The 25,229-nt window shown below is 64.9% G+C and carries 26 protein-coding genes, 1 pseudogene and 1 riboswitch; of the genes and pseudogenes, 8 read left to right on the forward strand and 19 right to left on the reverse strand.

What is annotated here, in order from left to right; all coding sequences use genetic code 11:
* Positions 1-88: 88 nt before the first annotated feature.
* The 5 genes from pgsA to ASPHE3_RS21455 all read right to left on the reverse strand — a co-directional run bounded on the left by pgsA (position 89) and on the right by ASPHE3_RS21455 (position 7,251).
* Positions 89-712, reverse strand: coding sequence for a phosphatidylinositol phosphate synthase (gene pgsA, locus ASPHE3_RS10090; RefSeq protein WP_013601126.1), 624 nt, complete (start codon positions 710-712; stop codon positions 89-91).
* A complete protein-coding gene (locus tag ASPHE3_RS10095; RefSeq protein WP_013601127.1) occupies positions 702-1,289 on the reverse strand; it encodes an HIT family protein in 588 nt (195 codons plus the stop codon). The genes pgsA and ASPHE3_RS10095 overlap by 11 nt, the downstream gene beginning before the upstream one ends.
* 18 nt (positions 1,290-1,307) lie before the next feature.
* Positions 1,308-3,317 (reverse strand): threonine--tRNA ligase, encoded by a 2,010-nt coding sequence (gene thrS / locus ASPHE3_RS10100; RefSeq protein ID WP_013601128.1) that lies wholly within the window; start codon positions 3,315-3,317, stop codon positions 1,308-1,310.
* A gap of 116 nt (positions 3,318-3,433) precedes the next feature.
* Positions 3,434-6,922, reverse strand: a complete 3,489-nt coding sequence (locus tag ASPHE3_RS10105) for a DNA polymerase III subunit alpha (protein WP_013601129.1) — start codon at positions 6,920-6,922, stop codon at positions 3,434-3,436.
* Complete coding sequence (locus ASPHE3_RS21455; RefSeq protein WP_081459836.1) at positions 6,919-7,251, reverse strand: DUF6504 family protein; 333 nt, start codon at positions 7,249-7,251, stop codon at positions 6,919-6,921. Before ASPHE3_RS21455 ends, ASPHE3_RS10105 begins: the two co-directional genes overlap by 4 nt.
* 296 nt (positions 7,252-7,547) lie before the next feature.
* On the opposite strand from ASPHE3_RS21455, the gene ASPHE3_RS10110 reads away from it, so the two are divergent.
* Together ASPHE3_RS10110 and ASPHE3_RS10115 are read left to right on the forward strand one after the other, a co-directional pair.
* The gene (locus ASPHE3_RS10110; protein WP_013601131.1) at positions 7,548-8,435 is read left to right on the forward strand and encodes a flagellar hook assembly protein FlgD; all 888 of its coding nucleotides are present in this window, start codon (positions 7,548-7,550) and stop codon (positions 8,433-8,435) included.
* 126 nt (positions 8,436-8,561) lie between these two features.
* Positions 8,562-8,960 (forward strand): hypothetical protein, encoded by a 399-nt coding sequence (locus tag ASPHE3_RS10115; protein ID WP_013601132.1) that lies wholly within the window; start codon positions 8,562-8,564, stop codon positions 8,958-8,960.
* Between the two features lie 10 nt (positions 8,961-8,970).
* On the opposite strand, the gene ASPHE3_RS10120 is transcribed toward ASPHE3_RS10115, so the two are convergent.
* On the reverse strand, positions 8,971-9,291 hold the full coding sequence (locus ASPHE3_RS10120; protein WP_041652078.1) for a chorismate mutase: 321 nt from the start codon (positions 9,289-9,291) through the stop codon (positions 8,971-8,973).
* Between the two features lie 19 nt (positions 9,292-9,310).
* On the opposite strand from ASPHE3_RS10120, the gene ASPHE3_RS10125 reads away from it, so the two are divergent.
* Complete coding sequence (locus tag ASPHE3_RS10125; protein WP_013601134.1) at positions 9,311-9,733, forward strand: VOC family protein; 423 nt, start codon at positions 9,311-9,313, stop codon at positions 9,731-9,733.
* Between the two features lie 43 nt (positions 9,734-9,776).
* Here ASPHE3_RS10125 and ASPHE3_RS10130 read toward each other — a convergent pair whose 3' ends face one another.
* Positions 9,777-10,535, reverse strand: a complete 759-nt coding sequence (locus tag ASPHE3_RS10130) for an SOS response-associated peptidase (protein ID WP_081459837.1) — start codon at positions 10,533-10,535, stop codon at positions 9,777-9,779.
* 139 nt (positions 10,536-10,674) lie between these two features.
* Here ASPHE3_RS10130 and ASPHE3_RS10135 point away from each other — a divergent pair, with 139 nt between their 5' ends.
* A complete protein-coding gene (locus tag ASPHE3_RS10135; protein WP_013601136.1) occupies positions 10,675-10,932 on the forward strand; it encodes a mycoredoxin in 258 nt (85 codons plus the stop codon).
* Between the two features lie 91 nt (positions 10,933-11,023).
* On the opposite strand, the gene ASPHE3_RS10140 is transcribed toward ASPHE3_RS10135, so the two are convergent.
* The 4 genes from ASPHE3_RS10140 to ASPHE3_RS10155 all read right to left on the reverse strand — a co-directional run bounded on the left by ASPHE3_RS10140 (position 11,024) and on the right by ASPHE3_RS10155 (position 15,074).
* Complete coding sequence (locus ASPHE3_RS10140; protein ID WP_013601137.1) at positions 11,024-11,773, reverse strand: lipoate--protein ligase family protein; 750 nt, start codon at positions 11,771-11,773, stop codon at positions 11,024-11,026.
* A gap of 116 nt (positions 11,774-11,889) precedes the next feature.
* Positions 11,890-13,602: an ABC1 kinase family protein gene (locus ASPHE3_RS10145; protein ID WP_013601138.1), complete on the reverse strand. Its 1,713-nt coding sequence runs from the start codon at positions 13,600-13,602 to the stop codon at positions 11,890-11,892.
* A gap of 5 nt (positions 13,603-13,607) precedes the next feature.
* Positions 13,608-14,150: a PadR family transcriptional regulator gene (locus ASPHE3_RS10150; protein WP_013601139.1), complete on the reverse strand. Its 543-nt coding sequence runs from the start codon at positions 14,148-14,150 to the stop codon at positions 13,608-13,610.
* Between the two features lie 120 nt (positions 14,151-14,270).
* Positions 14,271-15,074: a thioesterase family protein gene (locus ASPHE3_RS10155; RefSeq protein ID WP_013601140.1), complete on the reverse strand. Its 804-nt coding sequence runs from the start codon at positions 15,072-15,074 to the stop codon at positions 14,271-14,273.
* A 183-nt stretch (positions 15,075-15,257) separates the two neighbouring features.
* Between ASPHE3_RS10155 and ASPHE3_RS10160 the strand changes: the two genes are divergently transcribed.
* Positions 15,258-15,935, forward strand: coding sequence for an endonuclease/exonuclease/phosphatase family protein (locus tag ASPHE3_RS10160; RefSeq protein WP_013601141.1), 678 nt, complete (start codon positions 15,258-15,260; stop codon positions 15,933-15,935).
* Here ASPHE3_RS10160 and ASPHE3_RS10165 read toward each other — a convergent pair.
* Entirely contained in the window at positions 15,932-16,435 is a 504-nt protein-coding gene (locus ASPHE3_RS10165) for an NUDIX domain-containing protein (RefSeq protein ID WP_013601142.1), read from the reverse strand. The genes ASPHE3_RS10160 and ASPHE3_RS10165 overlap by 4 nt on opposite strands.
* An 81-nt stretch (positions 16,436-16,516) precedes the next feature.
* Positions 16,517-16,720, reverse strand: a complete 204-nt coding sequence (locus ASPHE3_RS10170; RefSeq protein ID WP_041652079.1) for a DUF1918 domain-containing protein — start codon at positions 16,718-16,720, stop codon at positions 16,517-16,519.
* Between the two features lie 154 nt (positions 16,721-16,874).
* Here ASPHE3_RS10170 and ASPHE3_RS10175 point away from each other — a divergent pair, with 154 nt between their 5' ends.
* Both ASPHE3_RS10175 and ASPHE3_RS10180 read left to right on the forward strand, forming a co-directional pair.
* Entirely contained in the window at positions 16,875-17,381 is a 507-nt protein-coding gene (locus ASPHE3_RS10175; protein ID WP_013601144.1) for a metallophosphoesterase family protein, read from the forward strand.
* A gap of 90 nt (positions 17,382-17,471) precedes the next feature.
* On the forward strand, positions 17,472-18,365 hold the full coding sequence (locus tag ASPHE3_RS10180; RefSeq protein ID WP_013601145.1) for a glucose 1-dehydrogenase: 894 nt from the start codon (positions 17,472-17,474) through the stop codon (positions 18,363-18,365).
* A 3-nt stretch (positions 18,366-18,368) separates the two neighbouring features.
* Here the strand turns inward: ASPHE3_RS10180 and ASPHE3_RS10185 are convergent, their stop codons facing one another.
* The 3 genes from ASPHE3_RS10185 to ASPHE3_RS10195 are packed head-to-tail and all read right to left on the reverse strand — an operon-like array spanning position 18,369 to position 19,758.
* Positions 18,369-18,827, reverse strand: coding sequence for a DUF1810 domain-containing protein (locus ASPHE3_RS10185; protein WP_013601146.1), 459 nt, complete (start codon positions 18,825-18,827; stop codon positions 18,369-18,371).
* On the reverse strand, positions 18,824-19,402 hold the full coding sequence (locus tag ASPHE3_RS10190; protein ID WP_013601147.1) for a DNA alkylation repair protein: 579 nt from the start codon (positions 19,400-19,402) through the stop codon (positions 18,824-18,826). The genes ASPHE3_RS10185 and ASPHE3_RS10190 overlap by 4 nt, the downstream gene beginning before the upstream one ends.
* A complete protein-coding gene (locus ASPHE3_RS10195) occupies positions 19,399-19,758 on the reverse strand; it encodes a TraR/DksA family transcriptional regulator (protein WP_013601148.1) in 360 nt (119 codons plus the stop codon). The genes ASPHE3_RS10190 and ASPHE3_RS10195 overlap by 4 nt, the downstream gene beginning before the upstream one ends.
* A 369-nt stretch (positions 19,759-20,127) precedes the next feature.
* A riboswitch (cyclic di-AMP (ydaO/yuaA leader) is annotated at positions 20,128-20,299 on the forward strand.
* Between the two features lie 3 nt (positions 20,300-20,302).
* On the opposite strand from ASPHE3_RS10195, the gene ASPHE3_RS10200 reads away from it, so the two are divergent.
* Positions 20,303-21,148, forward strand: coding sequence for a C40 family peptidase (locus ASPHE3_RS10200; protein WP_013601149.1), 846 nt, complete (start codon positions 20,303-20,305; stop codon positions 21,146-21,148).
* Positions 21,149-21,316: 168 nt separating this feature from the next.
* Here ASPHE3_RS10200 and ASPHE3_RS10205 read toward each other — a convergent pair whose 3' ends face one another.
* The 3 genes and pseudogenes from ASPHE3_RS10205 to ASPHE3_RS10215 form a co-directional block, all read right to left on the reverse strand.
* Positions 21,317-22,792: a protein adenylyltransferase SelO gene (locus ASPHE3_RS10205; RefSeq protein ID WP_013601150.1), complete on the reverse strand. Its 1,476-nt coding sequence runs from the start codon at positions 22,790-22,792 to the stop codon at positions 21,317-21,319.
* Positions 22,789-24,231 (reverse strand): APC family permease, encoded by a 1,443-nt coding sequence (locus ASPHE3_RS10210; RefSeq protein WP_013601151.1) that lies wholly within the window; start codon positions 24,229-24,231, stop codon positions 22,789-22,791. The genes ASPHE3_RS10205 and ASPHE3_RS10210 overlap by 4 nt, the downstream gene beginning before the upstream one ends.
* Positions 24,228-25,177 (reverse strand): annotated as a pseudogene (locus ASPHE3_RS10215) (ribonuclease Z). Before ASPHE3_RS10215 ends, ASPHE3_RS10210 begins: the two are co-directional and overlap by 4 nt.
* Positions 25,178-25,229: the final 52 nt, after the last annotated feature.

Below are 25,229 nucleotides of genomic sequence, written 5' to 3' on the forward strand. Positions count from 1 at the left end.
TGCCATCTGTACACACACCGGGTTGCCGGATCCATTGACCGGGCAGTCCTAATACTAGTCTCACCCCGGCCGGCCGGCTCAATTCGTGTTAATCCGCCGGCGACGGCTCGGCCAGCGCCTGGCGTCGGACGGACAGCATCCGCTGGACCACGGTGATCAGGCTGGCCACAGCGAGCAGCAGGAGGGTGGCCAGCAGGACCACTTCCGGCAGTCCCGCGCCAGTGAATCCGGTGACCACGAGGACCGAAACAAGGCGCTCCGCACGCTCCGCGATACCAACGTTGGCCGTGAATCCCAACGACTCCGCCTTGGCCCTGGCGTAGGACACCACCATGCCCAGGACAAGGCAGATCATGGCTGCGACGGCGATGGGGACGTTTGCCCCGCCGGTGAAGAACCAGATGCCAAGCCCGGCGAACAGTGCTCCGTCGGCGATCCTGTCAAGTGTGGAGTCAAGGAAGTTTCCCCAGCGGCTTTTCACCTCCTGCATCCTGGCCATGATGCCGTCCAGGACGTCGGAGAAGATGAATGCCGTGATGAAGAGCGTTCCCCACCACAGCTGCCCCAGGGGGTAGAAGACCAAAGCACCGACAACTACTCCGGCGGTGCCGATGACAGTGACGGCGTCCGGGGAAACGCCCATCTTGAGGAGCCAGCGGGCAAGCGGAGTGAACAACGCGGTGAAAAAGCCGCGCGCGTGCTTATTCAGCATCCGTCTCCCCCGGCCAGGCGTCTGCCACCTGCTGGCGGACCTCGTCGAGGGTCTGGGTGATGGCCTTGGTCTGCGCGATGATGGGGAAGAAGTTCCCGTCGCCGCCCCAGCGGGGAACAATGTGCTGGTGCAGGTGCGCGGCGATGCCTGCGCCGCCCACCACGCCCTGGTTCATTCCCAGGTTGAAGCCGCCAGGGTTGGCAACTTTCCGGAGGACCCGCATGGCCGTCTGCGTAAGGTCTGCGAACTCTGCCGTCTCAGCCACTGTCAGGTCCGTGTAGTCCGGAATGTGGCGGTAGGGGCAGACCAGCAGGTGCCCGGGGTTGTACGGGAACAGGTTGAGCACCACGTAGCAGGTCTTCCCGCGGTGCACGATCAGTGCTTCCTCATCGGTCCTGGCGGGGCCGACACAGAAGGGGCAGTCATTCTCGTTCTTGAACTGGTGCTGCCCGCCCTTGATGTAGGCCATGCGGTGCGGAGTCCACAGGCGCTGGAAGGCGTCCGGGACACCGGCGAGGTCAAAGTCGTCGGTAACGCCGGCATCCCCTGGATACCCTGCGCCTGTGTTCTCCTGCACGGTGCTTTTCCGTTTCCGCTAGCTGGTCCGGTTCCGGACGGCTTCCGTGATCCGCTTGACTGCCTCTGCCACGGGCACGCCGTTGTCCTGGCTTCCGTCGCGGAAGCGGAACGAGACTGCGCCTGCCTCTGCGTCATCCCCACCGGCGATCAGCACGAACGGGATCTTGTCCTTGCTGGCGGTGCGGATCTTCTTCGGGAACCGGTCCGAGGAGGTGTCCACCTCGGCACGGATGCCCGCAGCCTTGAGCTGGTCGACGACGTCGAACATGTACTCGTTGAACGTTTCGGCAACCGGGATGCCCACCACCTGCACGGGGGCCAGCCACGCGGGAAAGGCGCCGGCGTAGTGCTCGGTGAGGACACCCATGAACCGCTCGATCGATCCGAACAGGGCGCGGTGGATCATCACCGGGCGCTGCCGTGTGCCGTCCGCGGCCTGGAACTCCAGTTCGAACCGCTCGGGGAGGTTGAAGTCCAGCTGGATGGTGGACATCTGCCAGGTGCGCCCCAGTGCATCCTTCGCCTGTACCGAAATCTTGGGTCCGTAGAAAGCGGCTCCACCCGGATCCGGAACCAGTTCCAGCCCGGATTCCTGGGCCACTTCGGCAAGGGTCCTGGTGGCTTCCTCCCAGGCGGCGTCCTCCCCGACGTACTTCTCGGGGTCCTTGGTGGACAGCTCCAGGTAGAAGTCGTTCAGCCCGTAGTCCTTGAGCAGGCCCAGGACGAAGTTCAAGGTTTTGGTCAGCTCGTCCTTCATCTGCTCACGGGTGCAGTAGATATGGGCGTCGTCCTGAGTCATGCCGCGGACCCGGGTCAGGCCGTGGACCACGCCGGACTTCTCGTACCGGTAAACGGAGCCGAACTCGAAGAGCCGCAGGGGCAGTTCGCGGTAGGAGCGGCCCCGGGAGCGGAAGATGAGGTTGTGCATGGGGCAGTTCATCGGCTTCAGGTAGTAGTCCTGGCCGGGCTTGCGCACCGTACCGTCCTCATTGAGTTCGGCATCCACGTGCATGGCCGGGAACATGCCGTCCCTGTACCAGTCCAAGTGGCCCGAAACCTCATACAGGTGGCCCTTGGTGATGTGCGGGGTGTAGACGAACTCGTAGCCGGCCTCAACGTGCCGCTGCCGCGAGTAGTCCTCCATTTCCTTGCGGATGATGCCGCCCTTGGGGTGGAACACCGGCAGGCCGGAGCCAAGTTCGTCCGGGAAGGAGAACAGGTCAAGCTCCGAGCCGAGCTTGCGGTGGTCGCGGCGTTCGGCTTCGGCGATGCGCTCCTGGTAGGCCTTGAGGGCATCCTTGGTGGGCCAGGCTGTGCCATAGATCCGCTGGAGCTGCTGGTTCTTCTGGTTTCCCAGCCAGTAGGCGGAGGAGGAGCGGGTGAGTGCGAAGGCGTTCGAGATCAGTTTGGTGTTGGGCAGGTGTGGGCCGCGGCAGAGGTCGCACCAGACGGTGGTCCCTTCCTTGCGCTCGACGTTGTCGTAGATGGTGATGTCGCCGGCACCGACCTCGACGTTGACGCCCTCGCCTGCCTCGGCGGCCTCGTTCTTCTTGCCCAGCAGTTCGAGCTTGTAGGGCTCGTTCTTCATGGCCTCGCGGGCTTCCTCCTCGGAGACCACGCGGCGGACAAACTTCTGGTTCTGGTTGACGATCTTGAGCATCATCTTCTCGAGGGTCTTGAGGTCCTCCGGGGTGAAGGGCTCGGCGACGTCGAAGTCGAAGTAGAAGCCGTCGGTGATGTAGGGGCCGATTCCGAGTTTGGCGTCGGGGCGCAACTGCTGGACGGCCTGGGCCATGACGTGGGCGGTGGAGTGGCGGAGCACGTTCAGCCCGTCAGGGGAATCGATGGTGACGCCTTCGACGTCGGCGCCCTCCGGAAGTTCCTGGTCCAGGTCCTTCAGCTCGCCATTAACGCGGGCCACAACAACGTCGCGGCGCTCAAAGAAGAGTTCCGCACCGGTTGTCCCGGTAGTCACCTTGGTCTCTTCGCCATCGACGAGAAGGGTGATCTGCTGGGCATCTGACACGGGTGTCTCCTATTCAAAGTTTAGGCTTCATAGCTTGTGGCATACGGGGACCACAGCCAGCCATCGTCAATGCTATCGGTTCGATTGAGGCCCGACCAACGCGGCGCACGGAGGGATCAGCCGCTGAATCCCGTGATGGCAAGGCTCCTGCTGATTCCATCCAGGGGGTGCGGGGCGTCAGGTTCCTGCCCCTGGGAATCCTGGAACGGCAGGGTTTCGGTGCGGCTCAGGTCCCAGGCCATGCTCGCGCTCAGGCTGATGCCCCGCGGCCCGGTCCGTCTGGTGGTTCCGCGGATCAGCAGAAGGCGGGTACCGAACAGGAGCATTCCGGCATTTTCCTGTGCCTCATGGAAGAAGACCGAATCGATACAGCCTGTGCCGTCGTCGATGCTGATGAAAACGACGCGCCTGCCGCCCCGCATGGGTGGTGTTTGTGTTGCCACGCGCACCCCGGCCACCAGTACTTCCGTCCCATTGCGAAGGCCCAGGAGCTTGTCCGCGGTGACCACACCCAGCCTGTTCAGCATGGGCCGGTGGCTGTCCATCAGGTGGCTGCTGACATCCACGGCCATCAGGTCAAGCTCGGCGCGCACATTGTCCACCAAGGATAGAGCTGGAAGCCCCGGTTTGACGTTGCGCAGTTCAACATCGCCCAGCGGCAGGGAAAGCTGCCCCTCGAGCACTTCCACGCCCTTCCGCCCGCTGTTGGACCCCTGGAGCTTTTGCAGGTGCTGGACCAGGTCTGCCCGGTTGGCAGTGCCCCCTGCCTCCCGGTGCAGCGAATCAAAGGCGCCCAGCTGGGCCAGCCGCTTAATGCTGGGCTTGCTGACCCTTGAACGGTTCCTCAGGTCAGCAAGGGAATCGTAGGGCTGGCCGGCCACGATCCGCTTCAGTTCGGCTGCGGACAGTCCGTAGATCCCATTGAGGCTGAGCCTGATTCCCAGCTTCCCCGCATCCGGGCCACTGGTGATTTTTTCCACCCGGTATTCTGCCTTGCTGCGGTTGATGTCCAGCGGAAGGATCGGGATGCCAAGGCGCCTGGCCTCCGCAACCAGCAGTCTTTTGGGATACATGCCCGGATCGTGTTCCCACAATCCGGCAAGGAAAGCTTCGGGATGGTGCGTTTTCAGCCAGGCTGACTGGTAAGTGGGGACGGCAAAGGCGGCACCATGGGCTTTGCAGAAACCGAAGCTGGCAAAGGACTTCAGGGTTTCCCAGACCTTATCCACCACATCGGGCTGGAAGCCTTTTTCCTTGGCATGCATCCGGAAATACTCCTCCACCTGGGACACCCCCGCTTCGCTGCTGAGGGCCCGGCGGAATTCATCGGCTTTGGCAAGTCCGCACCCGGTCATCACGTCGAATGTCCGCAGGATTTGTTCGTGGAATACGGTGACCCCGTGGGTTTCCTGAAGTACCGGCTTCAGGAGCGGGTGCGGGTAGACCTCGGGAGCAAACCCGTGCCGGTGTTCCAGGAAGGGCCGGACCATGTCTGACTTCATTGGCCCTGGGCGGAAGAGGGAGATGTCGATGATCAGATCGTTGAATTCCCGTGGCGCCATTTTGCCAATGAGCTCACGCTGACCCGGGGACTCAATCTGGAAGCAGCCCAGGGTATGGGTGCTGCGGATGAGCTCAAAAGTGGGCTCATCATCCAGGGGAACAGCATTGAGGTCGATGCGGCCGTTTTCGGCAATGTACTCCGGGCCGGTACCGTCCATTCCGGACGAATGTCCCCCGGCAGCCACCACTTCCTGTTTTGAGGGATGGATGCGGATGATTTCCCGGACGGCAAAGGCCATGGCACTTTGCATCCTGACGCCCAGGACGTCGAGCTTGAGCATGCCCATGGGATCCATGTCGTGCTTGTCGAACTGGCTCATGGGCAGTCCCAGGCCGCTGGGCTGGACTGGAGTGCGGTCCAGGAGCGTGGCATCGCCCAGGATCACGCCGCAGGGATGCATGGAGATGTGGCGGGGCAGCCTGTCCAGGCGTTCCGTCAGGTCAACCAGCAGGTCGAGCTGCTGGTTCCCGTGCATGTCCCGTTGTTCCACCCGGCCGGCGAACTCCCTGAGTTCGGGTTTTTCCTGGAGCGCTTCGCGGAATTTCCTGGCCGAGAACCGCCAGAGCTGCTTGGCAATCTCTCCCACCTCGCCGTCGTCCATGCCCAGTGCCAGTCCGGCGTCCCGGACGGCTCCCCTGGCACGGTAACCGTTTTGCATGCTCATCAGCGTGACCCGTTCAGCACCGAAGCGTTCGAAGATGCGGTGGTAGACGTTGTGCCGCTCGGCGCTTTCAACATCGATATCAATGTCGGGCAGGGTGGCGCGGTCCTGCGACAGGAAGCGTTCAAAGATCAGGTCGTGCTGCAGGGGGTTCACCTGGCTGACATCGATCAGGTAGTTGACCAGGCTTGAGGCTCCCGACCCCCTGGCAGCTGCCCGCACCCCCATGTCCTGGATCATCCGGGATACCTCCGCGACCGTCAGGAAGTAGGAGGAGAAACCGAGGTTCCGGATGATGCCAAGTTCGTGCTCCAGCCGGGCAAGCATCTTCTCCCCGTCAGCACCGCTGATTCCCGGAAACCGCCTGCCGATTCCCGCCTGGCACCGCTGGACCAGTTCAAGGTGCGGGTCCTGGCTGATCCCAATAACGGAAGCCTCAGGCACCACCGGCTGCTTCCACCCCATATCAGAGGCGGGATCAATCCGGCAGAGATCGGCGAGCGCCTCAGTCTGTGCCATCAGTTGTTTGAGGTCGGCTGCTCCGTAACCTGCCGCAGAAATGATTTCCTTCCCCAGCTGGAGCATTTCGGCAGAGGATTTCAGCCACCCCTGCCCGGTTGGCTGGAGCAGGGGTTCTTCGGCCAGTTCGGGGAGGGATTTCAAGGTACGTGCAGAGTCGAGCACATCGGCTGTGGGGGCACCGTCGGCAGCACAGTACCTGACGGCGTTGGTCAGGACAGCCGGAACCTGGTGCTCTTCCGCCAGCTTGAGCATGCGGACAGCATGGGCTGTGCTCAGCGGCGTTCCCGGCATGCTGAGCTGCGAAACAATTTCCGCTACCAGCGTTCCGGCGGGCATGGCGTCCAGCCATTGCTTGAAGAGGGTGCGCGGACGAAGGTACCGCCGCCCGCCCATGGCTCGTCCGACGTCGGAATGCGGCCCGACCAGGACAGCCAACACAGGCTTCAATGTCTGGGGGTCAAGGGTCCGTGAAGCAAGTTCAGCCCGGGTGACAGCCACCGGTACAGCACCTCCGGATTTTCCTGACGTCCTGGCATGGGCATCGGAAATCAACCGGCAAAGTGCCCGGTAGCCAGCACCGTTGTTGTTGCCCCGCGCGAGCACCACCACCCTGCCCGCCACCTGGGTGCGGTGGTCGCCGTCGTCGTCAAATACCGTAAGGTCCACCCCCACGATGGGATCGATGCCCGCGGCCATGCAAGCCTTGAGATGTTTGATGGTCCCGTACAGGCCGTCCCTGTCGGTGCAGGCGAGAGCTGTTGCGCCGTCAGCCGCTGCCGCCTGGGCCAGTTCTTCAGGCCAGGAGACGCCGTAGTGGGCACTGAAAGCTGTTGAAACGTGAAGATGGGTAAAACTCATGCTGTTCTTGGCCGGAGTGCATCGTGGATCCGCAGGAGCCGCCAGCGGCCGCTGCTGAGATGGCGGGTGAGGTCCAGGGTGAGGGTTTCATCGTGGGCGCCGGGTACACCGGCAGTGGACGGCAGTACCTGGACACGCCAGATTTCGTGATCCACAAGTCCTGGTCCGCTCCCTAAGGGTGCACGGCTTTCTTCCGCCCACCAGTTGCGGCGCTCATACCAGCGAGTCGGTTCTGCGCACACTGAGTAGGAACGCCCAGCCCACTGGACGCTGATCGGCTTGCCGTCGGAACCACAGGCCACATCCACGGATTCACTGAACATGCCCAATTGCGCCTCCATGGCTTGGCTGTGGACCGGGTTAGTATTCGAAGATGTGTTCGAATAGCACCAGTCTACGCCTTGCTGAAGTGGACGCATAGACAGGGGCACTGCTGCCGCGGAAGGCTTCGGGCAGCGGCATCATGCACCATTGCGCATCAATCCCGCCGGGCGTACTATTCCCCCATCTGAGGTGCAGCCGACGATAAACCCCGCCAGGGGTTTTTCGCAGCGCGCCTCTGCCTTGAGATCCGCGCTGAATGCGCGTCAGAGTCAATGGGACCCACAGATCCGAGGCAAAAACAATGTTCAGAAAGCTAGTCATTCCCGGCAGCATCGTTCTCGCTTCCATGGCGATGCTGGGCAGCCCTGCCACCGCTGCTCCACCCTCCACCCAGCTCTCCGGGGCCATCTTCACTACCGATGCAAGCGGCAACCCCGTCAACCTCAACATCTACGACTCAAAGGAGGACGTCTACCTCAATGGCGGCCCAGGCATTAACGCCCCGAAAGACGCCGCCGGACTTCCCGCCGGGACCTACTCGTTCCAGGTGACCGACCCCTCCGGAGAGACCCTCCTGTCCACGGACCCGGTCGCCTGCCGGCAGTTCACGGTCGATGCCAGCGGAGTCATAACGAGCAACACCGTATCCGGCGCCTGCGCCCACGTCACCGGGACCAGCACGGAGGACGGCGGCCTTACCGTCCAGCTCTTCCCTTACAACGACACCCCTAACAACGGCGGCGTCTACAAGGTGTGGGTCTCCCCCACCAACCTGCTGGACTGCAGTGCGCCAAGTGCCAGGCACTGCTTCGTCCCCAGGTACAGCAAGACTGACAACTTCAAGGTCAGGCATCCCCTGATCGTCGAAATCGATGTCCGGTTCTGGAAGAACGGTGTAGCCATGGACGGGTACGCGGCACACTGGACCGATACCAACGGCGCCAGCAACACCAAATACTCTGAATGGAACCCCGCCGTCCTTGCCTTCCACGAGGCCCATTTTGAAGCGGTGGAGCCGGGAACCCACGGCATCCGGGTCAACAGCCAGCCCGGCTGCACGATTGTTTCCGTCCAGCCGCCTGCCGGAAAGGCAGTGAACGGCAACCGTGGCTGGGCCAACGTCAGCGTGACAGTGGCGGACCACGCCGAGGGTGACCACACCTATTTTGTGGACGTCACCTGCGCCTGAACACCACCACAGCCTGAGTGCAGATGAAGATGCAGGGGGGCCGGAGGTGCTGCGGAAGCACCTCCGGCCCCTTTTCTGTCAGCTGCCGGGGTGGACGGACAGAACGCCAGGGAGCAGGATGGTGCCATGAGTACCGATGACGCACTCCTCAAGCAGGCAAAAATCCAGGCCCAGGACTCCACCCTGGTGGCAACGTTCGATATCGACGGGACCATTCCGGGATCGGGCGCCTACGTGGTGGGACTGGTGGGGGCCACCCCGGATTATTCGACGCAGCGGCGGCTTTGCATTGAATTCATGAACGGGGAGGCCATCGCCTTCTACTCGTTCAACCGGGAACAGGGCCTGGAAGAAAACTATGACCTTGCCGGGGTCACCCACTCCGAAAACAGGATCACCGGGCATTTTCCCCGCACGGCCATTAATGGCCTCGGCCAGGGACACGTGATGTCCGCCTTCAGCGAGGCGGACGGCCGGGAGTTCCAGTCAGGCGTGCCGGTGGAGGAAGCGTTCGAGGCCTCCTGAAGGCAGCCGTTCAGCTGTTTTCTTTGTGGACCCGCAACTCGAGTTCGATGAACCCTGAAATCATCGCCCGGTAGGTGGACTCCACGATGTCCGGATCGATGTCCTTCTTTTCGGCGGCCGAGCGGACGTGTTCGATGATCCGCTCCACGCGCCCCGGGGCCCGGACTTCCGCGTCATCGCCCTTGAGCGTTCCCGCGATCCGGATCAGCCGCTCACGGCGGGCGATGAGGGTAACAATCTGGTCATCCACCTCGTCCACGGCGACCCGGACGGCAGCGAGCTGTTCCTTGTCGGCCAATGCATCCCGATCGTTCCCTTGAATTGTCGCCATCGTCTGACAGTATCGAACCATGCAGCCCAGAGTCGACTTCATTTCATTAGGCGTCCGCAGCGTGGCTGCGTCACGCGCGTTCTACGTTGACGGCCTTGGCTGGCCGGTCCACCGCGAGGTTCCCGGGGATGTGGTGTTCATCCAGGTGAACCACGGGCTGGTGCTCTCGCTGTGGGACGTGCGCCAGATGCAGGCCGACGCCGGCGTAGGTCCGCCCGGCCCTGTCCCCTGCATCACGCTCAGCCACAACGTTCCGGGCACGGAGGATGTGGACAGGGTCCTTGAAGAGGCGGCGGCAGCAGGGGCGGACATCATCTCGGAGCCCATCACGCAGCCCTGGGGCGGGTACAGCGGCTACTTTGCGGACCCTGACGGCTTCCGGTGGGAAGTGGCATACAACCCCACGTGGACCGTGGACGACGGCGGCACGGTTACCGTCTAGCCCCCGGCTGCGGGCGGGCAGGGGCTACTGGAAACGGGGGCGCCTAGAACAGCGCTTCCACGGGCTGGATGAGCTGCGGCCCGTTGTTCCGGACGTTGCCGACTTCCTTGCCTACCGAATCCACGTGCCAGTCCGCCGCGACGTCCTTGACGCCGGCTCGGACAAGGTCCACCAGTCCGGCGGCGTCATCCGCCTGGGGATCGAGCCACGCCTGCATCGTGGCTTTGTCCATGGGCAGGGGCACACGGTCGTGAAGCTCGGTTAACTTTCCAAACACCGTTGATTCACTGCCCGGCGGGGGCGTGTCAGTTGTCAGGATGGAGGTGGAGAGCATCCAGCCGCCTGGCTCCCCTGCGGGCCAGGAGGGGTCCTTCCACCACTCGTAAAGTCCCGCGAAGACCAGTCCCCTGCCTTCCCCGGGATGCACATAGTAGGGCTGCTTGGATTTGCCGCGCCCTTGTTTCCACTCGTAGTAGCCATCGGCCGGGACCGCGCAGCGTCGCGACTGGATGGCTTTGCGGAAAGCCGGCTTTTCCAGGACGGACTCGCTCCGGGCGTTGATCATCCGTGAGCCGATCCCCGGGTCTTTGGCCCATGAAGGGACAAGCCCCCACCGTGCCACATGAAGCTGGCGCACCTTGCGTTCCCGGCTGTCGTCAACCAGCCGCTCCAGCACTATCGGCACATCATCGGTGGGCGCCACGTTCCATGACGGCGGGATGTCCACTTCCTCTTCCAGTTCGGCGTCGAACTCGGCTAGGAGGTCCCCCACGGCACGTGCCATTACATAGCGTCCACACATGGCTCCAGCATGCCATCGCACGCAGGGGCTGTCATCCGGAAGCCATATGAAGCGCGCAGCGCCCTATGGGCGGGGGAATAGCGGCATGCACGCTACCGTTGAAGGGAAGGAACCCCTGAACGACTCATAGGAGAAACTTATGGACTTCACTCCCGAATCCGGCAGCATCACGATGTTTTCCACCACCTGGTGCGGTTACTGCAACCGGCTGAAGAAGCAGTTGGATGCGCAGGGCATCGGTTACACCGAGATCAACATCGAGGAAGTGGAAGGAACGGCCGAACTCGTGGAGCAGCTCAATGGCGGCAACCGCACTGTGCCCACGGTCCTTTTCCCGGACGGCACAGCGGCCACCAACCCGTCAGCAGCAGAAGTCAAGACGCGCCTCGCAGCCTAGGCTGCAAGCAGGGCGCGCCGTGCCAGGCGCGTCCTGGGAATGAACGGGACCGGCATTCGTGCCGGTCCCGTTCTTTTTTCTCCAGGGTTGGTCATGCACCGAGGCTGCTGAACGGAGCGGGCGCCAAGGTGGCGTGGCCCGCATAGGTGGCCAGCAGTGCCTGCTCCACGGCGGAGACGTCCACTCCGGGAACAAGATCATCCACTGCCCCGGCGGTGGCGGGGTCCCACTCGAGCCCCAGGGCCGCGTAGCTGTCCGTCAGGACTTTCCGGATCGGTGCCGAGTTTTCCACCACGATGACGGAACTGAAGAGCCATCCGCCGGATACCACGCGCTGCGCGGTGCCCACCAGCTTCACCTGGTGCGTGCGGTCGAGCGCGTCGGTGCCGTGCACGCTGAACTCGCCGGGGCAGTACTCGCCGGGGATCTCACCCACCGCTGCGTGCACTCCCACGCGGCGCAGGGCGTCCGCGAACAGTTCCCCGAAGTAGGCGAACCGGGTTTTGGAGCCGGCGATGGCGTCCTCGTCCGGCTCGATGTGGTCCACCACAAGGGTTCCCCGGTGGTATGCGGCTGCCCGCCCGCCGGCCCTCCGGACCAGGGGTTCGAAGCCGTTGTCCCGGCAGGCCTGGGCAGCGGCCTCGAATCCCGGCAGCCGGGTGTCGCGCTGGCCAAACGCCACCGTTGGAGCCGGCCGGTACAGCCGCAGCGTTGGGCCCATCCCGCCGCTCCTGGCTTTACCCAGCAGTTCCAGGCCGAATTCCAGGTCCCGCCCGGCGCCCAGCGACTCTTCCTGCCGCACCACCGTCAGGGTGCGGGGTCCGGAACCGCCGTCGTTCATCTGCGCCAAGCTCCCTCTGGTCATTGTGCAATTCCTCGTGGCCCGCCTGCGCAAACCACACCTAGGTTACGCCGTGGAGTTCCATGGCTTGTCCACCGCTTGGCACCGAAGCCGGTTCAGAGCCCCCGGCGCCCCACCCACAGTCCATGCAGCAGCGGTAGCACAGACGCCATCATCAGCACGTTGCCCAGTGCCGCGTCATCAGGCCGGACCAGGGCACCGGCCACCAGCAGGGCGCCAAAGACCAAGGACGACGCCGTCCGCCGGGCCGTGCGGTCAAGCCTCGCCACGTGCCGCTCAAGGCGCGGAGTGGCCATTGCGAGCGTGCCGTCCTCAAGGCGGGTGATGAGGCCGTCCAGACGCCCCGGCAGCCGGACGGCAAGCGCGGCGGCGTCCAGCGCCTGCCGGGCAGCGTCCTGGACAAGGTTGCCGCGCTCATCGCGCAGCAGCTGGTCCGCGTACGGTTCCACCGAGTCCCACAAGTTGAACCTGGCGTCCAGTGAACTGCAGACGCCCGAGGTCAATGACATCGCCCGGATGATGAGCAGGAAGTTCTCCGGCAGCTGGAATGGAAGGGAGCGCACCACATCGCCGAATTCCACCGCGAAGTCCCGGAACTCCCGGGGATCCACCTCGCGGAGCTCGGCGAAACCCATACCGCCGAAGCGGGCGAATAGGTGCGTCATGGCCCGTTCCAGTTCGACGGTGTCAGCCGACGGTACCAGCACACCAACGTCGCGGATGGCGGCCACGAGTCCTTTGCCGTCCCGCGCGGCTGCGGCGATCAGCAGCTTGCGCAGGCCGCGGCGCGTCGAGGCCGGAACCTCGCCCATCATGCCGAAGTCGATGAAGGTCAGTTTCCACGGGTGTCCGCCGGCACCGGGGGGTCCGGGCGTCACGAAGATATTGCCGGGGTGCGGGTCTGCATGGAAAAAGCCGTTGGTGAACAGCTGGTCGAACATGACGGATGCGAAGACCGGCGCCACGTCAGCCGGATTGATTCCCGCCCCGCTGAGGGCAGCAGCATCGGTGATCTTGATGGCGGTGACGTCCTCCAGGGTGAGGACGCGGCGGGTGCACCGCTCCCAGGCGACGCTGGGCACGCCTACCCGGCTGTCGCCGGCAAAGTCAGCCGCAAAGCGCTCGGAGTTGGCGGCCTCGTGGAGGTAGTCGATTTCCTCGAAGCTGGTCTGCGCGAATTCCTCCACGAGGGCGGGCATGTCTGCCCTGTCGGCTACCAGGCGGAAGCGGCTAAGCCATCCGGCCACCCGGCGCAGTGCTGCCAGGTCCACGTCCACTATCGCGTCGATGCCGGGCCGCTGGACCTTAATTACCACGTCCTTGAACCCGGTTTCGGCCGAATCGGGTGGAAGAAGCCGCGCCCGGTGTGCCTGGCCCAGTGATGCCGCAGCGATCGGCGTTTCATCAACGAAGGCGAAGACCTGCTCGAGGGTGGCACCCAGTTCCTGCTCGGCAAGTGCCCGGATGGCAGGGAAAGCCACCGGTGGCACCTCGTCCTGCAGGCCCTCAAGTTCGTTGGTAATTTCGGGCGGAAGGATGTCAAGCCTCGATGACAGGAACTGTCCCACCTTGATCATGAGCCCGCCCAGCTCAACCGCCAGCGTGTGGAAACGCCGGGCGAAGCGCTGCATCCGGCGGGAGCGCGTCCGCTCGGCGATCCTGGCAAACCCAACCTTGGGGAGGAACAGCTCAAACCACCAGGCCACTGCCAGGTTCCAGGCAGCAAACCGCAGGATGCGCCGGTACCGCGCCCGGGTGTCACCTGCGCCTGGCGCCCGGACTGCGGACTCCCGGTGGAGTGGCTGCACCGGCGTCAGCCCTGGGCGAGGATGGCGTAAATCCGGCGGCGCGCCTCATCCAGCACAGCTACAGCCTGCTGCACCTGTTCCGGTGAGCCGGAGCGGCCCACCTGGGCCGTGGCCTGCGCAAGTTCAACGCCGGCCCTGGGCAGGGACCCGAAGCCGGCGCCTGGGGGCGTTCCCGCTGCTGCCCAGGGCGATGCCCCCTGCTGGTCCGCGGCCTCCGCGCGGCCCGCTTCCGTTAGGGAGTAGATTTTGCGGCCGTTGGATTCTTCGGCGGTGATGGAGCCTTCGTCGGCCAGCAGCTGGAGCGTGGGGTAGACAGAGCCCGCGCTCGGTTTCCAGCTGCCGCCGCTGCGCTCTTCGATCTCGCGGATGATCTGGTACCCGTGCATTGGGCGTTCCGCGAGGAGGGCCAGCACTGCTGCCCGCACTTCGCCTTTTCCGGCGCGGGTGCCGACACGCTTTTCGAAGCGTGAACGCAGTTCCTCGACAGCCTGGAAGATGCCGTCGATGTTGTTGGCGCCGAACCCGGCGGCCGGGTATGAGTCTCGCATGGCCAGCTCCCTTAGGTCACCCCGAACGATATACAACGATACTCAACGATACATCCGCGCAACTGCGGAATCGAGGGCTGCTCCGCTTTTCTGCGGCGGGACCAAAACGGGCCGGGCGGTTCAGGTCCGGCGCAGCGTGAGAATCTGCTCGGCCCGGCCGAACGGTCCTTGGAGGTCGTGCAGGACAGTGGACGTCAGGCCAATTCCGTCCCGGCCGAATGAGACAGCGTTGTCCAGGCCCAGCCACTCCCCTTCGGGGCGGCGGTACATGTGGACTTGGAGGTCAAGATTGGGGAAGGCGTAGCTGTCCCTGCCGGGAGGTACGCGGGCTGCAATACCGTTGGCGGTGTCCACCAGCCCCATGAGGCGGGCAAGGTCGCCGCTGTCCGCACGGTCGGTCAGTGGGTGCTCCGTCCTGAGCCATACCTTTCCGGCTCCGGGCCGGTGCCCCTCGGCCACCCGCATTTCCAGGGAGCGGATGTAGCCGCCCGGCCAGACGGAGGCGCCGTCATAGGGCTTGCAGTCGTCGGGCCCGGGGATGGGAAGGTCCTCGACGGCAGCCACTGCGGTTGTATCGCTGGTGACAAGGCGCCAGGCGGTGGCCCGGATGGCCGTCCTGCCGCCGGCGACCAGTTCTGCCTGCAGGAGTTCGATGGTCTTTCCAGGCCGCAGCGTGGCGGTTTCGATGTGAAAGCTGCCGCCGGGGATGAGGCCCAGGATCTCGTAGCTGATCCGCGCCATCCGCATGTCAGCCCGGGGCTGGTGCCGTTCCAGGCAGTCGGCCATCAGCCCGGACGCGGGCGCCATGTGCTGCTCGTGCGCGTTCCATGCGCCCTGGGCGTGGATCGTGGACTGGAAGCGTCCCCCGCCCTGGTCCACGTAATAGGAGTTTCCTTCGGCCAGTTCAGCCAGGTCTGCGGTCAACGGTGGCCCTTCCGGAGTATTCCAGTGAATCGGGCTTAACTCTATCCGGCAGGGCCGCGTGCTGCGCCGCATCTTCGGGCACGGCGCCTGATCCGGGACGCGGCGAAATGTTGGACCCTGACGGGTTGCATCCGACTAGACTCAGGAACTGGTCCTGTCAGCAACCCTCGGAAGAGGTGTTCCATGCGCGTCATCAGTTACAACCTCCGCAAGCACAAGGCGAGCGGTGAACTCCTCGCCTTGGCGCGGAACCACGATATTGACGCACTCTGCCTCCAGGAGGTGGACGCCAGCGACCTCCCGGAAACGCTGGGCCCGCTGCACCTGGCAGACGCCACCAAAGGCAACCGGCTGGGGTTGGCCATCTACTACCGGACCAGCCGCTTCACCGCACTGGACACCCAGTCATTCGCACTCAAGAAGTCGATGCATGACCGGGTCCTGGCCCCTGCCCATGAACGGCTGATCGGGACCCGGGTCATGGACAACGAAACCCAGCATGAACTGGTCATTGGCTCATTCCATGCCGCGCCGCTCACAGCGTCGAACTCGCTGCGCCGCAAGCAGATCCACGCCGCCCATGCGGAACTGCTCAGCATGGGCAAGGGACTGATGACGCTGATGGTGGGCGACTTCAACTACCCGTTCTTCACCAAGAACCTGCACGTGCACATGAAGAACTCAGGGTACGCCCTGTCGCTGAGCAACCGGCGGACCTACACGCGCTACAAAGTGTTCAAAGGCCACTTCGACTTCGCCACGTCACTGGGCCTTGACATTGAGAGTGTGGAAACGCTGCCGCGCGGAAACTCGGACCATCTCCCCATCCTGGTCACCGCGGAATACGGGCCCGACTACTAGGACTCCAGCCGCGCCCGCAGACCCGGCCAGGCGGTTCCGAAACCCGGGTGCAGTTCCAGTCCGGTGACCTCCGGCAGCGGCACCCAGCGCAGTTCAAGGCTCTCCGGATCGCTGATCACGGGATCGAAAGGCTGCTTCACCAGCACCACCACCGTGGTGTAGGACCAGTAGCCGAGGTCCAGCAACGAGGTGAAGAGGACCTCGACCTTTCCGGCCGGCACCGCGGCTTCCTCGTACGCCTCGCGGAGCGCGCCCGTCACCGGCTCCTCGCCCTCGTGCAGCGCCCCGCCCGGCAGGCCCCAGGTTCCGCCATTGTGGCTCCAGACGGCGCGATGCTGGAGCAGCACGCCCTTCTGCGGATCGTAGGCGAGTACCCCCGCCGCTCCGAACCGCCCCCAGAAGCGGCCGTGGCCGCCCTCAACCCAGGCATCACCAGGGTCACGGGGTCCGGTACGGACTGGCGGGGTGGAAGATGCGGTGGACGCCTGAAAATGATCCATCGCCCCAGTCTGACAGGTGCACCGGACGCGGCGCACCCGCAAGGGCGCGGTTCCGGCCATCCTTGCTTACGGCCAGGCTGGTTACGGCCCGTCCTGGTTCCCGTGCCCCCGCTCCACTGCGAAATCGCCGCCCGGGTACATGATGGTCTCGTGTCCGTCGTCGAAGCGGACCAGGTAAGGCGGAGTTCCGCCCTGGCCGCGTACCTCAAGGATCACTCCATGCCGGTCCGTCGCACCCACCGTCCTGCCATGCACAATGATGCGGTCGCCCTGCGCTGCCTCCATGGCAATCACCTCCAAGCCCAGATTACGACTGGCCTCCGCCGCTGAAAAAGGGGCCACGGAAAAAGAGGGAAGGGAATAGGGGGCAGCCTCCGGGGCCCACGGAGACGGCCGCGGGAAAGGGCGCCGGTACGCGGGACATGGCAGGATTTCCTGCATGCCGCTCAACCTCGTGCTGGTCGCCGATACCCATGTCCCCAAGCGTGCCCGCAGCCTGCCCGCCCAGGTATGGGCCGCCGTCGAGAGTGCTGACGTGGTCTTTCACGCAGGCGACTGGGTGGCGGCATCGGTCCTGGACGAGTTTGAGCACCGGAGCCGCGCACTGGTGGGCGTCTACGGCAACAATGACGGGCCGGAACTTCGCAGTCGGCTCCCTGAGACGGCTGAGGTGACGCTGGAGGGAGTGCGTTTTGTGATGGTGCACGAGACCGGGCAGGCCAAAGGGCGGGAGGCGCGGTGTGAAGCCTTGTACCCCGAAGCGGATGTCCTGGTGTTCGGCCACAGCCATATTCCGTGGGACACCACGTCCGCCCGCGGTCTGCGCCTGCTCAACCCAGGTTCGCCGACGGACCGCCGCCGGCAGCCCGCCTGCACCTACATGACCGCCTCCGTGGACAACGGCGCCCTGAAGGACGTCCGGCTGGTGGAGGTCCACAAGGCCTGAGCGGGTTGGCAGCGGGCCGCCGATTGCCTAGGCTTGGAACGGTAAGCATGCTTAGCTTTTCGTGTTCCACCGAGCAACAGGAGTACCGCCATGACAGACCAGTACACCTTCCGCAATCCAGTCACCGCCTATGAGAAGATTTCGCCGCCCAAGCAGCACCAGCCCGAGCCCGGCCTGGACGCGGAACTCGCCCCCAAGGCCGACCTGGGCGAGGAGACCTACCGCGGAACGGGCAGGCTGGAAGGGCGGAAGGCAATCGTCACCGGCGCTGACTCAGGGATCGGGGCAGCAACGGCGATTGCCTTCGCCAGGGAGGGTGCCGACGTCGTGCTGTCCTACCTGCCGGAAGAGGAGGAGGACGCCGCGCGGATCGCGGGGCTCATCGAGGCCGCGGGCCGCAAGGCCATCAAGGTGCCTGGGGACCTCAAGGACGCGTCCGTCTGCCGGGACGTGGTGGACACCGCCGTGGCGGTGCTTGGCGGCATCGACATACTGGTGAACAACGCGGGAAAACAGGTGGCGCAGGAAGAGCTGACCGGCATTACGGATGAGCAGTTTGACCACACGCTGAAGACCAACGTGTATGCAATGTTCTGGCTGACCAAAGCGGCCCTCCCGCACATGCCGGCCGGCTCGACGATCATCAACACCACGTCCATCCAGGCCTACAACCCCTCCCCCACGCTGCTGGACTACGCCACCACCAAGGCGAGCATCAACAACTTCACCAAGGGCTTGGCGCAGCAGCTGGCGCCCAAGGGCATCCGCGTCAACGCCGTGGCACCGGGACCCATCTGGACACCGTTGCAGGTCAGCAGCGGCCAGCCCAAGGAGGAACTGCCGGAGTTCGGGCAGTCCACTCCCCTGGGCCGCGCGGGCCAGCCGGCAGAGCTCGCCCCGGCGTATGTGTTCCTGGCATCGCCTGAATCGAGCTATGTGGTGGGCGAAACCCTGAACGTCAACGGCGGCAATCCCACCCCGTAGCGGTCAGTCCGCATCCTGTTGCGCGAGCAGGGCGTCCGTTGCCTCGTCCGGTTGGCCGTCAAAGAACTGCGCCAGGATTGTCTTGAATACGGTTTCGCCCGGCGCTGCACGGAGGAACAGCGTCATGGACGAATGCAACTTGCGGGCGTCGACGCCGCCCAGGATCTCCTGGGCGGTGCGGCCGGCGTGGTTGGTCAGCGCCTGGCAGCATTCCAGCAACCGCGGGCCGAGGACCTCATGGTCCAGATAGGCCCGGGCTTCATCAAGCGAGGTAATGGCGAATTTCCGGGAGGTAGGGCTTTGGCCGAGGCCTGCCAGCTGGGGAAAAATGAACCACATCCAGTGCCCCGTCTTCTTCCCGAGCTGCAGCTCCGCCAGCGCCTGGGCATAGGTTCCGCCCTCTCCGGTGCCGCCGCTGTCCTGGGCGGTGACGAAGCGTTCCAGGTCATAGGGATCGTTCATGTTATTTCTCCTTTATGCGGGGCTTGGGCGCTTTTGTGCAGGTCGTCGCTGCGGGGCTGGTCTTCAAGGAAGGCTGCTGCCGCGCGCAGTTGCCCGTCCGGGTCCTGGCTCCATCTGGCCAGTACCACGCCCGCCCGCTGGCGCTCCCGTGGCGCCAGCCCGGCCAGCAGGGGCCGCACTACGTCGGCCAGCAGCGGATCCACCAGTTCCCGGCTTCCTGCGGACCGAAGGAAGCCCTCGATCCTGGTCAGGTCGGAGTGGCGCAGGAGTTTCACACGCGACTGCAGCAGCACCACGGCGGCAAGCCGCCGCTCAAAAACAGGCCTGGTGCCAGGCCCCGGCTGGCCCCACAACACCGAGGCCAGCATGGCTACGGCGTCGTGGTCCAGTTCTTTGAACTTCCGCAGCGCGTCGCGTACGGTGCCGCGGACGGCACCTACGGAGGACCCGTAGGAGGCAAGTGCACCGCCCAGCCGCAGTTCGACGTCGTCCGCCCGGTACCAGGCGCCCTCGTTCTGGAGGGTGTGGTCAATGAAGCCGGCAGCCGCTGCCACGTCATCACTTCCGCCGTTCACCGGCGACGCCCCCCGCCCGCATGGCGGATGCAGTACGGGGTCCAGGGCCGGGCTTCAAGCCTGCCCTCGGCAATGGCCTCGCCGCATACCGCGCAGGTGCCATAAGTGCCGGCTGCGATACGGGCCAGGGCAGCTTCCACCTGGTCCAGACCGGACGCGCTTTGCTTCAGCAGGGCCGATGCCTGGGACAGCTCGAAAGCGATAGTGGAGCCCTCTGGATCATGTTCGTCATCCACATTGGAGTCCTGCCGGGCAGAGTTTGCCGCGGCGATGTCCGCGCGGAGGGCGGGCAGGAGCTCAACCTTCCGCCGCCATTCCTCCTCGAGAAGGATCCGGAACCTTTCGAAATCGGGCATGGGAAAAGCCTAGCGCGACACCAGTAAGGCCCTGGGTAATCCACTCAAACCGGCGCCCGGCGTCCATGGTGCACCCCGACCGGAGATGGCGCAGATGGCAAACCGCCGTAGTCCGCCTGCCCCGCCACGCACACGCATCATGCACAACTTTATGACTTTGTTACACGGGCCCGTTGCCAGGACCACGGACACCGCATCAGCCGAGGCCACGGCGGAATGCAAAGGAAATCCACCGAATTGCGGAAATGTGAGAGAAGTACCTCGCATGTTATCCAAATGTGACAATTGGTCCGCGCCCGGGTTATGGTCTTCTGGTGTCCCTCTCAGACGGGACATTCCCGACAGTATGCCGAGCCCTGCCACTGTTACGGGAACCAATCGCTTTCCAGCTGGCAGGGACGGGGGAACCAAGTTTCCGCGGCCTTTTTAAGGCCTTGGGGTTAAGTCGATAGCGCCTCCGTCCATAACGGGGGTTGCCACCGGCCGGGTATCTCCAACCCGAACCCGACAGCTCACCCCGCAGGCATGGGAGAGGCGATCAACTGTGTCAAAAAATTCCACCACCGCCCGTCACCGCGCGACTCCGGACCGCTCAATCGTGCTCCAGGGCTTGGCTGTAACGGCCAAGTCACAGGCCCGGACGCTGGGCCGGCCGGCCCTCGCCGTTGCCGCTGCATCCGGCATTGCGTTTGGCGTCGGAGCTCCGGCGCACGCTGGCGTGAGCGGCCCGGACACCACCGAAACCACTAACGTCCAGGCGACTGCAGCCCCGGCCGCCACGGTTGCCGCCCCGGCAGCAGCAGCAGGCGCGGTCCACACCGTCGTCTCCGGCGACACCCTGGGCGCCATCTCGGCCTCCTATGGCGTGAGCCTGAACGACGTTCTGTCCGCCAATGGCCTGTCGATCTCCGCGATCATCTACCCGGGTGACCAGATCCAGATTCCGGCCGCCGGCTACGCAGCACCTGCCGCCGCCGCTCCGGTGCAGGCCGCATCCGCTCCTGCCAATACCGGTATGAACCTGGCCTATGCCTCCACCACCGCAGCCCCGGCCCCCGCGCCTGCTCCCGCAGTAAGCGGCACCGGCACGGGCGCCGCCATCCTGGCGAACGCCTACGGCCAGGTGGGAATCCAGCAGGACTGCACCGCCATGGTGGAGAAGGCCCTTCGTGCCGTGGGCAAGTCCGTGGGCGACCTTGCTCCCACCCAGTTCTTCCAGTACGGCACCACCGTGGGCTCCCCGGCCCCGGGTGACCTGGTCATCACCGCAGGCCACGTGGGCGTTTACGCCGGTGACGGCCAGGTAGTCAGCGGCGGCGTGGACGGTTACAAGACCGAGGTCCACTCCATCAGCTGGCTCGGCGGCGCTTCCTTCGTGCGGGTGGCATAGCCAGCAGCCGGACGGGCAGGCCTGCGCACCGCAGGCCCGGCCCACTGAGCAAACAGGGGCGGCAGCCGGGATTTCCCGGCTGCCGCCCCTGTGCTGTTCCACCTTTCCTGTTCCCGCCTGTCCTGTTCCCACCTGTCCTGGAGCCGCAATCGTGCTTCCGGCTTCTTCCTAGGTGCCGCAGAAAGTCCGGTAATCTCCGAAGTCCTCCGGCGGCCCCTCCGTGTAGCGTTCCAGCCCCTGGCGCTCCTGGAACGGGGAACGCACCACGTCGAGGAAACGGTTGAACGGGCCAAGGTCGCCCTCAGTGGCCGCAGCCAGCGCTTCCTCCACCAGGTGGTTGCGCGCGATGTATACCGGATTTACCCGGTCCATCAGGCCGGAGTCGGGGTTCAGCGCAGTCCAGCGTTCGGCCCAGGCATCAAAGGCTGCCAGGTCCAGGACCATTCCCCGGGCAGGCCTGGAGTTGCCGCGGGCGGCGTGGCCCAGGTTCCGGAAGAACTGGGTATAGTCCACGGGCCCGTCTTTCAGCAGCGCAACCACTCCGTCCACCACGTCCGACGCGGCGTCTCCTTCCGGGGTCCCGGCCATGCTTGCCGGCAGTCCGAGTTTTTCCTTCATCCCGTTAAACCAGGCGTCGCTGTACTGGCTGCGGAATCTGCCCAGCGCCTCCACTGCCGGGCCCACTGCCTGCTCCTGGTCCTCGTTGAACAGCGGCAGCATTGCCTCGGCCAGCCGGGCGAGATTCCACTCTGCTATGACCGGTTGGTTGGCGTACGCATACCGGCCCCCAACGTCAATGGAGCTGTAGACCGCGCCCGGGTTGAAGGCGTCCATGAAGGCACAGGGGCCGTAGTCGATGGTCTCGCCGGAAATGGTCATATTGTCCGTATTCATGACGCCGTGCACAAAGCCCACCAGCATCCACTTGGCCACCAGCCGGGCCTGTGCGGCCACCACCGCTTCAAAGAGCGCCAGGTAGGGATTCTCTGCTTCAGCGGCTGCGGGATGGTGCCGGCTGATGGCATGGTCGGCGAGCCTGCGGAGCAGTTCCACGTTCTCGGTGGCCCGCGCGTACTGGAAACTTCCCACCCTCAGGTGGCTGCTTGCCACGCGGGCCAGGACAGCGCCGGGAAGCATCGTCTCCCTGCGCACGGCCCGCCCTGTTGCCACCACGGCCAGTGCCCGGGTAGTGGGAATGCCCAAGGCATGCATGGCTTCGCTAATCAGGTACTCCCTCAGCATGGGGCCGATGACCGCGCGGCCATCCCCGGCCCGTGCGAAGGGGGTGCGTCCGGAACCCTTCAGGTGAACATCCCTCAGCCGGCCGCCGTCGTCCACGATTTCACCGAGGAGGAGGGCCCGGCCGTCACCGAGCAGGGGCGAATACCCGCCAAACTGGTGCCCGGCGTATGCCTGGGCAACGGGGGTGGCGCCTGCCGGAATGTGGTTGCCCAGCAGGAGGCGCACGCCTTCGGGAGAGCGCAGGTACTCCGGCGCCATCCCCAGTTCGTCCACCAAGGCTTCATTCAGGACCAGCAGCTCCGGATGCGGCGCTTCCTCCGCCTGCCAGGGAACAGCCAACTCGGCCAGTTCACGGGCGAAGCGGCCCTCGAATGTGATCATCGATTCTGCTGCGGCAGTCATGGATTAACCCTATCGCCGTCGTTGGTCCGCCGGTTGATCAGCCAGGTGACGAACCACAGGATCACTCCAATGGCCATCAGCCCGCCGGCAATCTGGTACTGGATGACATTCCGCCCGACCCAAGGCCCCGCCAGGAAGGCGCAGAGCACGGCCGCCACCAGCGGAAGGGGGCCCGGGGAAGTGAAGAACACCTTGCGGTGGGGATCCCGCTTGCGGCGCAGGACCACGCAGGCCACGTTGACCACCGTGAAAACGCACAGCAGCAGGAAGGCCGTGGTCCCGGAGAGGTTGGCCACGATATTGCTTTCCGGATCGCTTGTTACATAGAGGATGAGGCCCAGCGCCAGGACGGTGGAGAAGGCAATTCCTGCCCACGGCGTGCGTCGCACGGGGAGCACCTTGCCCAGTGGCCGGGGCAGGACGTGCTGGCGCGCCATGCCGTAGATGAGCCGGCTGGCCATCAGCATGTTGATGAGTGCCGTGTTGGCCACCGCGAAAACGGCCAGGAAGGGAAAGACCCTGTCGATGGGAAAGTCCGGTGACCCTTTATGGACAACTTCCAGCAGGGCGGCGCCCTCAGCTTCCCGGATGCCTTCCAGCTCGGTGGGGGTGAGGACACTGACCACGGACACGGCCACCAGCATGTACAGCAGCACCGCGATGCCGAGGCCGGTCAGCATGGTGCGGGGGAAGATTTTTTCCGGGTTGCGGGTCTCCTCCACCATGTTCACTGAATCCTCGAAGCCCACCATGGCAAAGAACGCGATGGAGGTGGCCGCAGTGACCGCCAGGAACAGGCCCTTGTCCTGGTAGTCGTTGAAGACGAACACCTCGCCGGGGTTGCCGGTTCCCTGTGCCATCACAAAGAAACCAACACCGATGACAATGCAGAGGGCCACCATCTCCACCACGGTGAGCACGACGTTGAATTTGACGCTCTCCCCCACGCCCCGCAGGTTGATGGCGGCCAGAAGAAGCATGAAGCCCAAGGCAACTGCCGTGATGACCCCCTGTCCCGGCATCCCCATCCACCCGTTGACCTCGAGCCCGCCAAAGAAGTTTTGGGCCAGGACGTTGGCGGAGGTGGAGGCACTGGTGATGCCGGAGCATACGACGGCGAATGCCACCAGGAAGGTGACGAAGTGGATGCCGAACGCCTTGTGCGTGTACAGGGCGGCGCCCGCCGCCTGGGGGTACTGCGTCACCAACTCCAGGTAGGAGAAGGCGGTGAGCGTGGCCACCACGAATGCCAGCAGGAAGGGCAGCCAGACGAGGCCGCCCACTGTGCCTGCCATGGTCCCCGTGACTGCGTAGACCCCGGCGCCCAGGATATCCCCCACGATGAACAGCAGCAGGAGCTTGGGCCCGAGCACGCGTTTGAGGGTGGCCTCCTTGCCATGGGGAGCAACGTCGGAAACTTCTTCGGAAGTGGCACTCACAAGTAACCTCCATAGTTTGCTGCCTGGCCGCTCGCAGTTTGGCCGGCCGCGTCCTCCGGCCAGCGCCGCCGGCGCGGGAATTCGATGCGCTGCAGGTCCGCTGCCGCCACGACCGTTGCACCGCCGGCCCTGCCGGTGGCCTCCAGCGCGAGAACGCCGGCGTCGTCGCCGTAGCGTGAGGAGAAATGGGTCAGGACAAGGGTGCGGACGCCCGCACCTGCCGCCAGCTCCCCCGCCTGCCCGCGGTGAGGTGCCGGTACTGGCGTGCCAGCCCGGCGTCGTCGTTGCTGAAGGTGGACTCCGCCACCAGGAGGTCCACGCCGTCCGCCAGTTCCTCCGCGCCGGCACAAGGGGCAGTATCCATGACAAAGGCAAAGCCCTGGCCGGGCCTTGGGACGCTGACATCCTCGAGCCGGACGCCCGCCAGGGTGCCCTCCCGCTGGAGGCGCCCAACGTCCGGGCCGGAAACACCTGCCGCCGCCAAGCGTTCGGCCAGCAGTGTGCGGCCGTCCGGTTCGGCGAGGCGGTACCCGTACGTTTCGATCCGGTGCTGGAGCGGCCGGACGTCCAGGCCTTCGGCCACGGTTCCGCCCGCGCCGTGCGGGTGGAGCCGGAGGTCGATTCCAGGTGAGCTGACTGACACCAGCGACCGGACCGTGTCCTCACCGGAGGCCGGGTAGTGGAGATGCACCGGATGCGCCACGCCGTCGAGGGCCATGCGCGACAAAACTCCGGGCAGCCCGAAGCAGTGGTCTCCGTGCACGTGGGTCAGGCAGATCCGGGTGATTTGGTTCGCCGACACCCCGGCATGGATCATTTGCCGCTGGGTCCCCTCGCCCGGGTCGAAAAGGAAACCCTCGCCGTCCCAGCGCAACAGGTAGCCGTTATGGTTCCTGGTACGGGTGGGGACCTGGGAAGCAGTGCCCAGGATGACAAGTTGGCGCATTGTCCTGGAAGGCCAAAAAAGCAGGCTCCGGAGCAACCCGGGACCTGCTTTC

The organism is Pseudarthrobacter phenanthrenivorans Sphe3, assembly GCF_000189535.1.
GTDB lineage: Bacteria > Actinomycetota > Actinomycetes > Actinomycetales > Micrococcaceae > Arthrobacter > Arthrobacter phenanthrenivorans.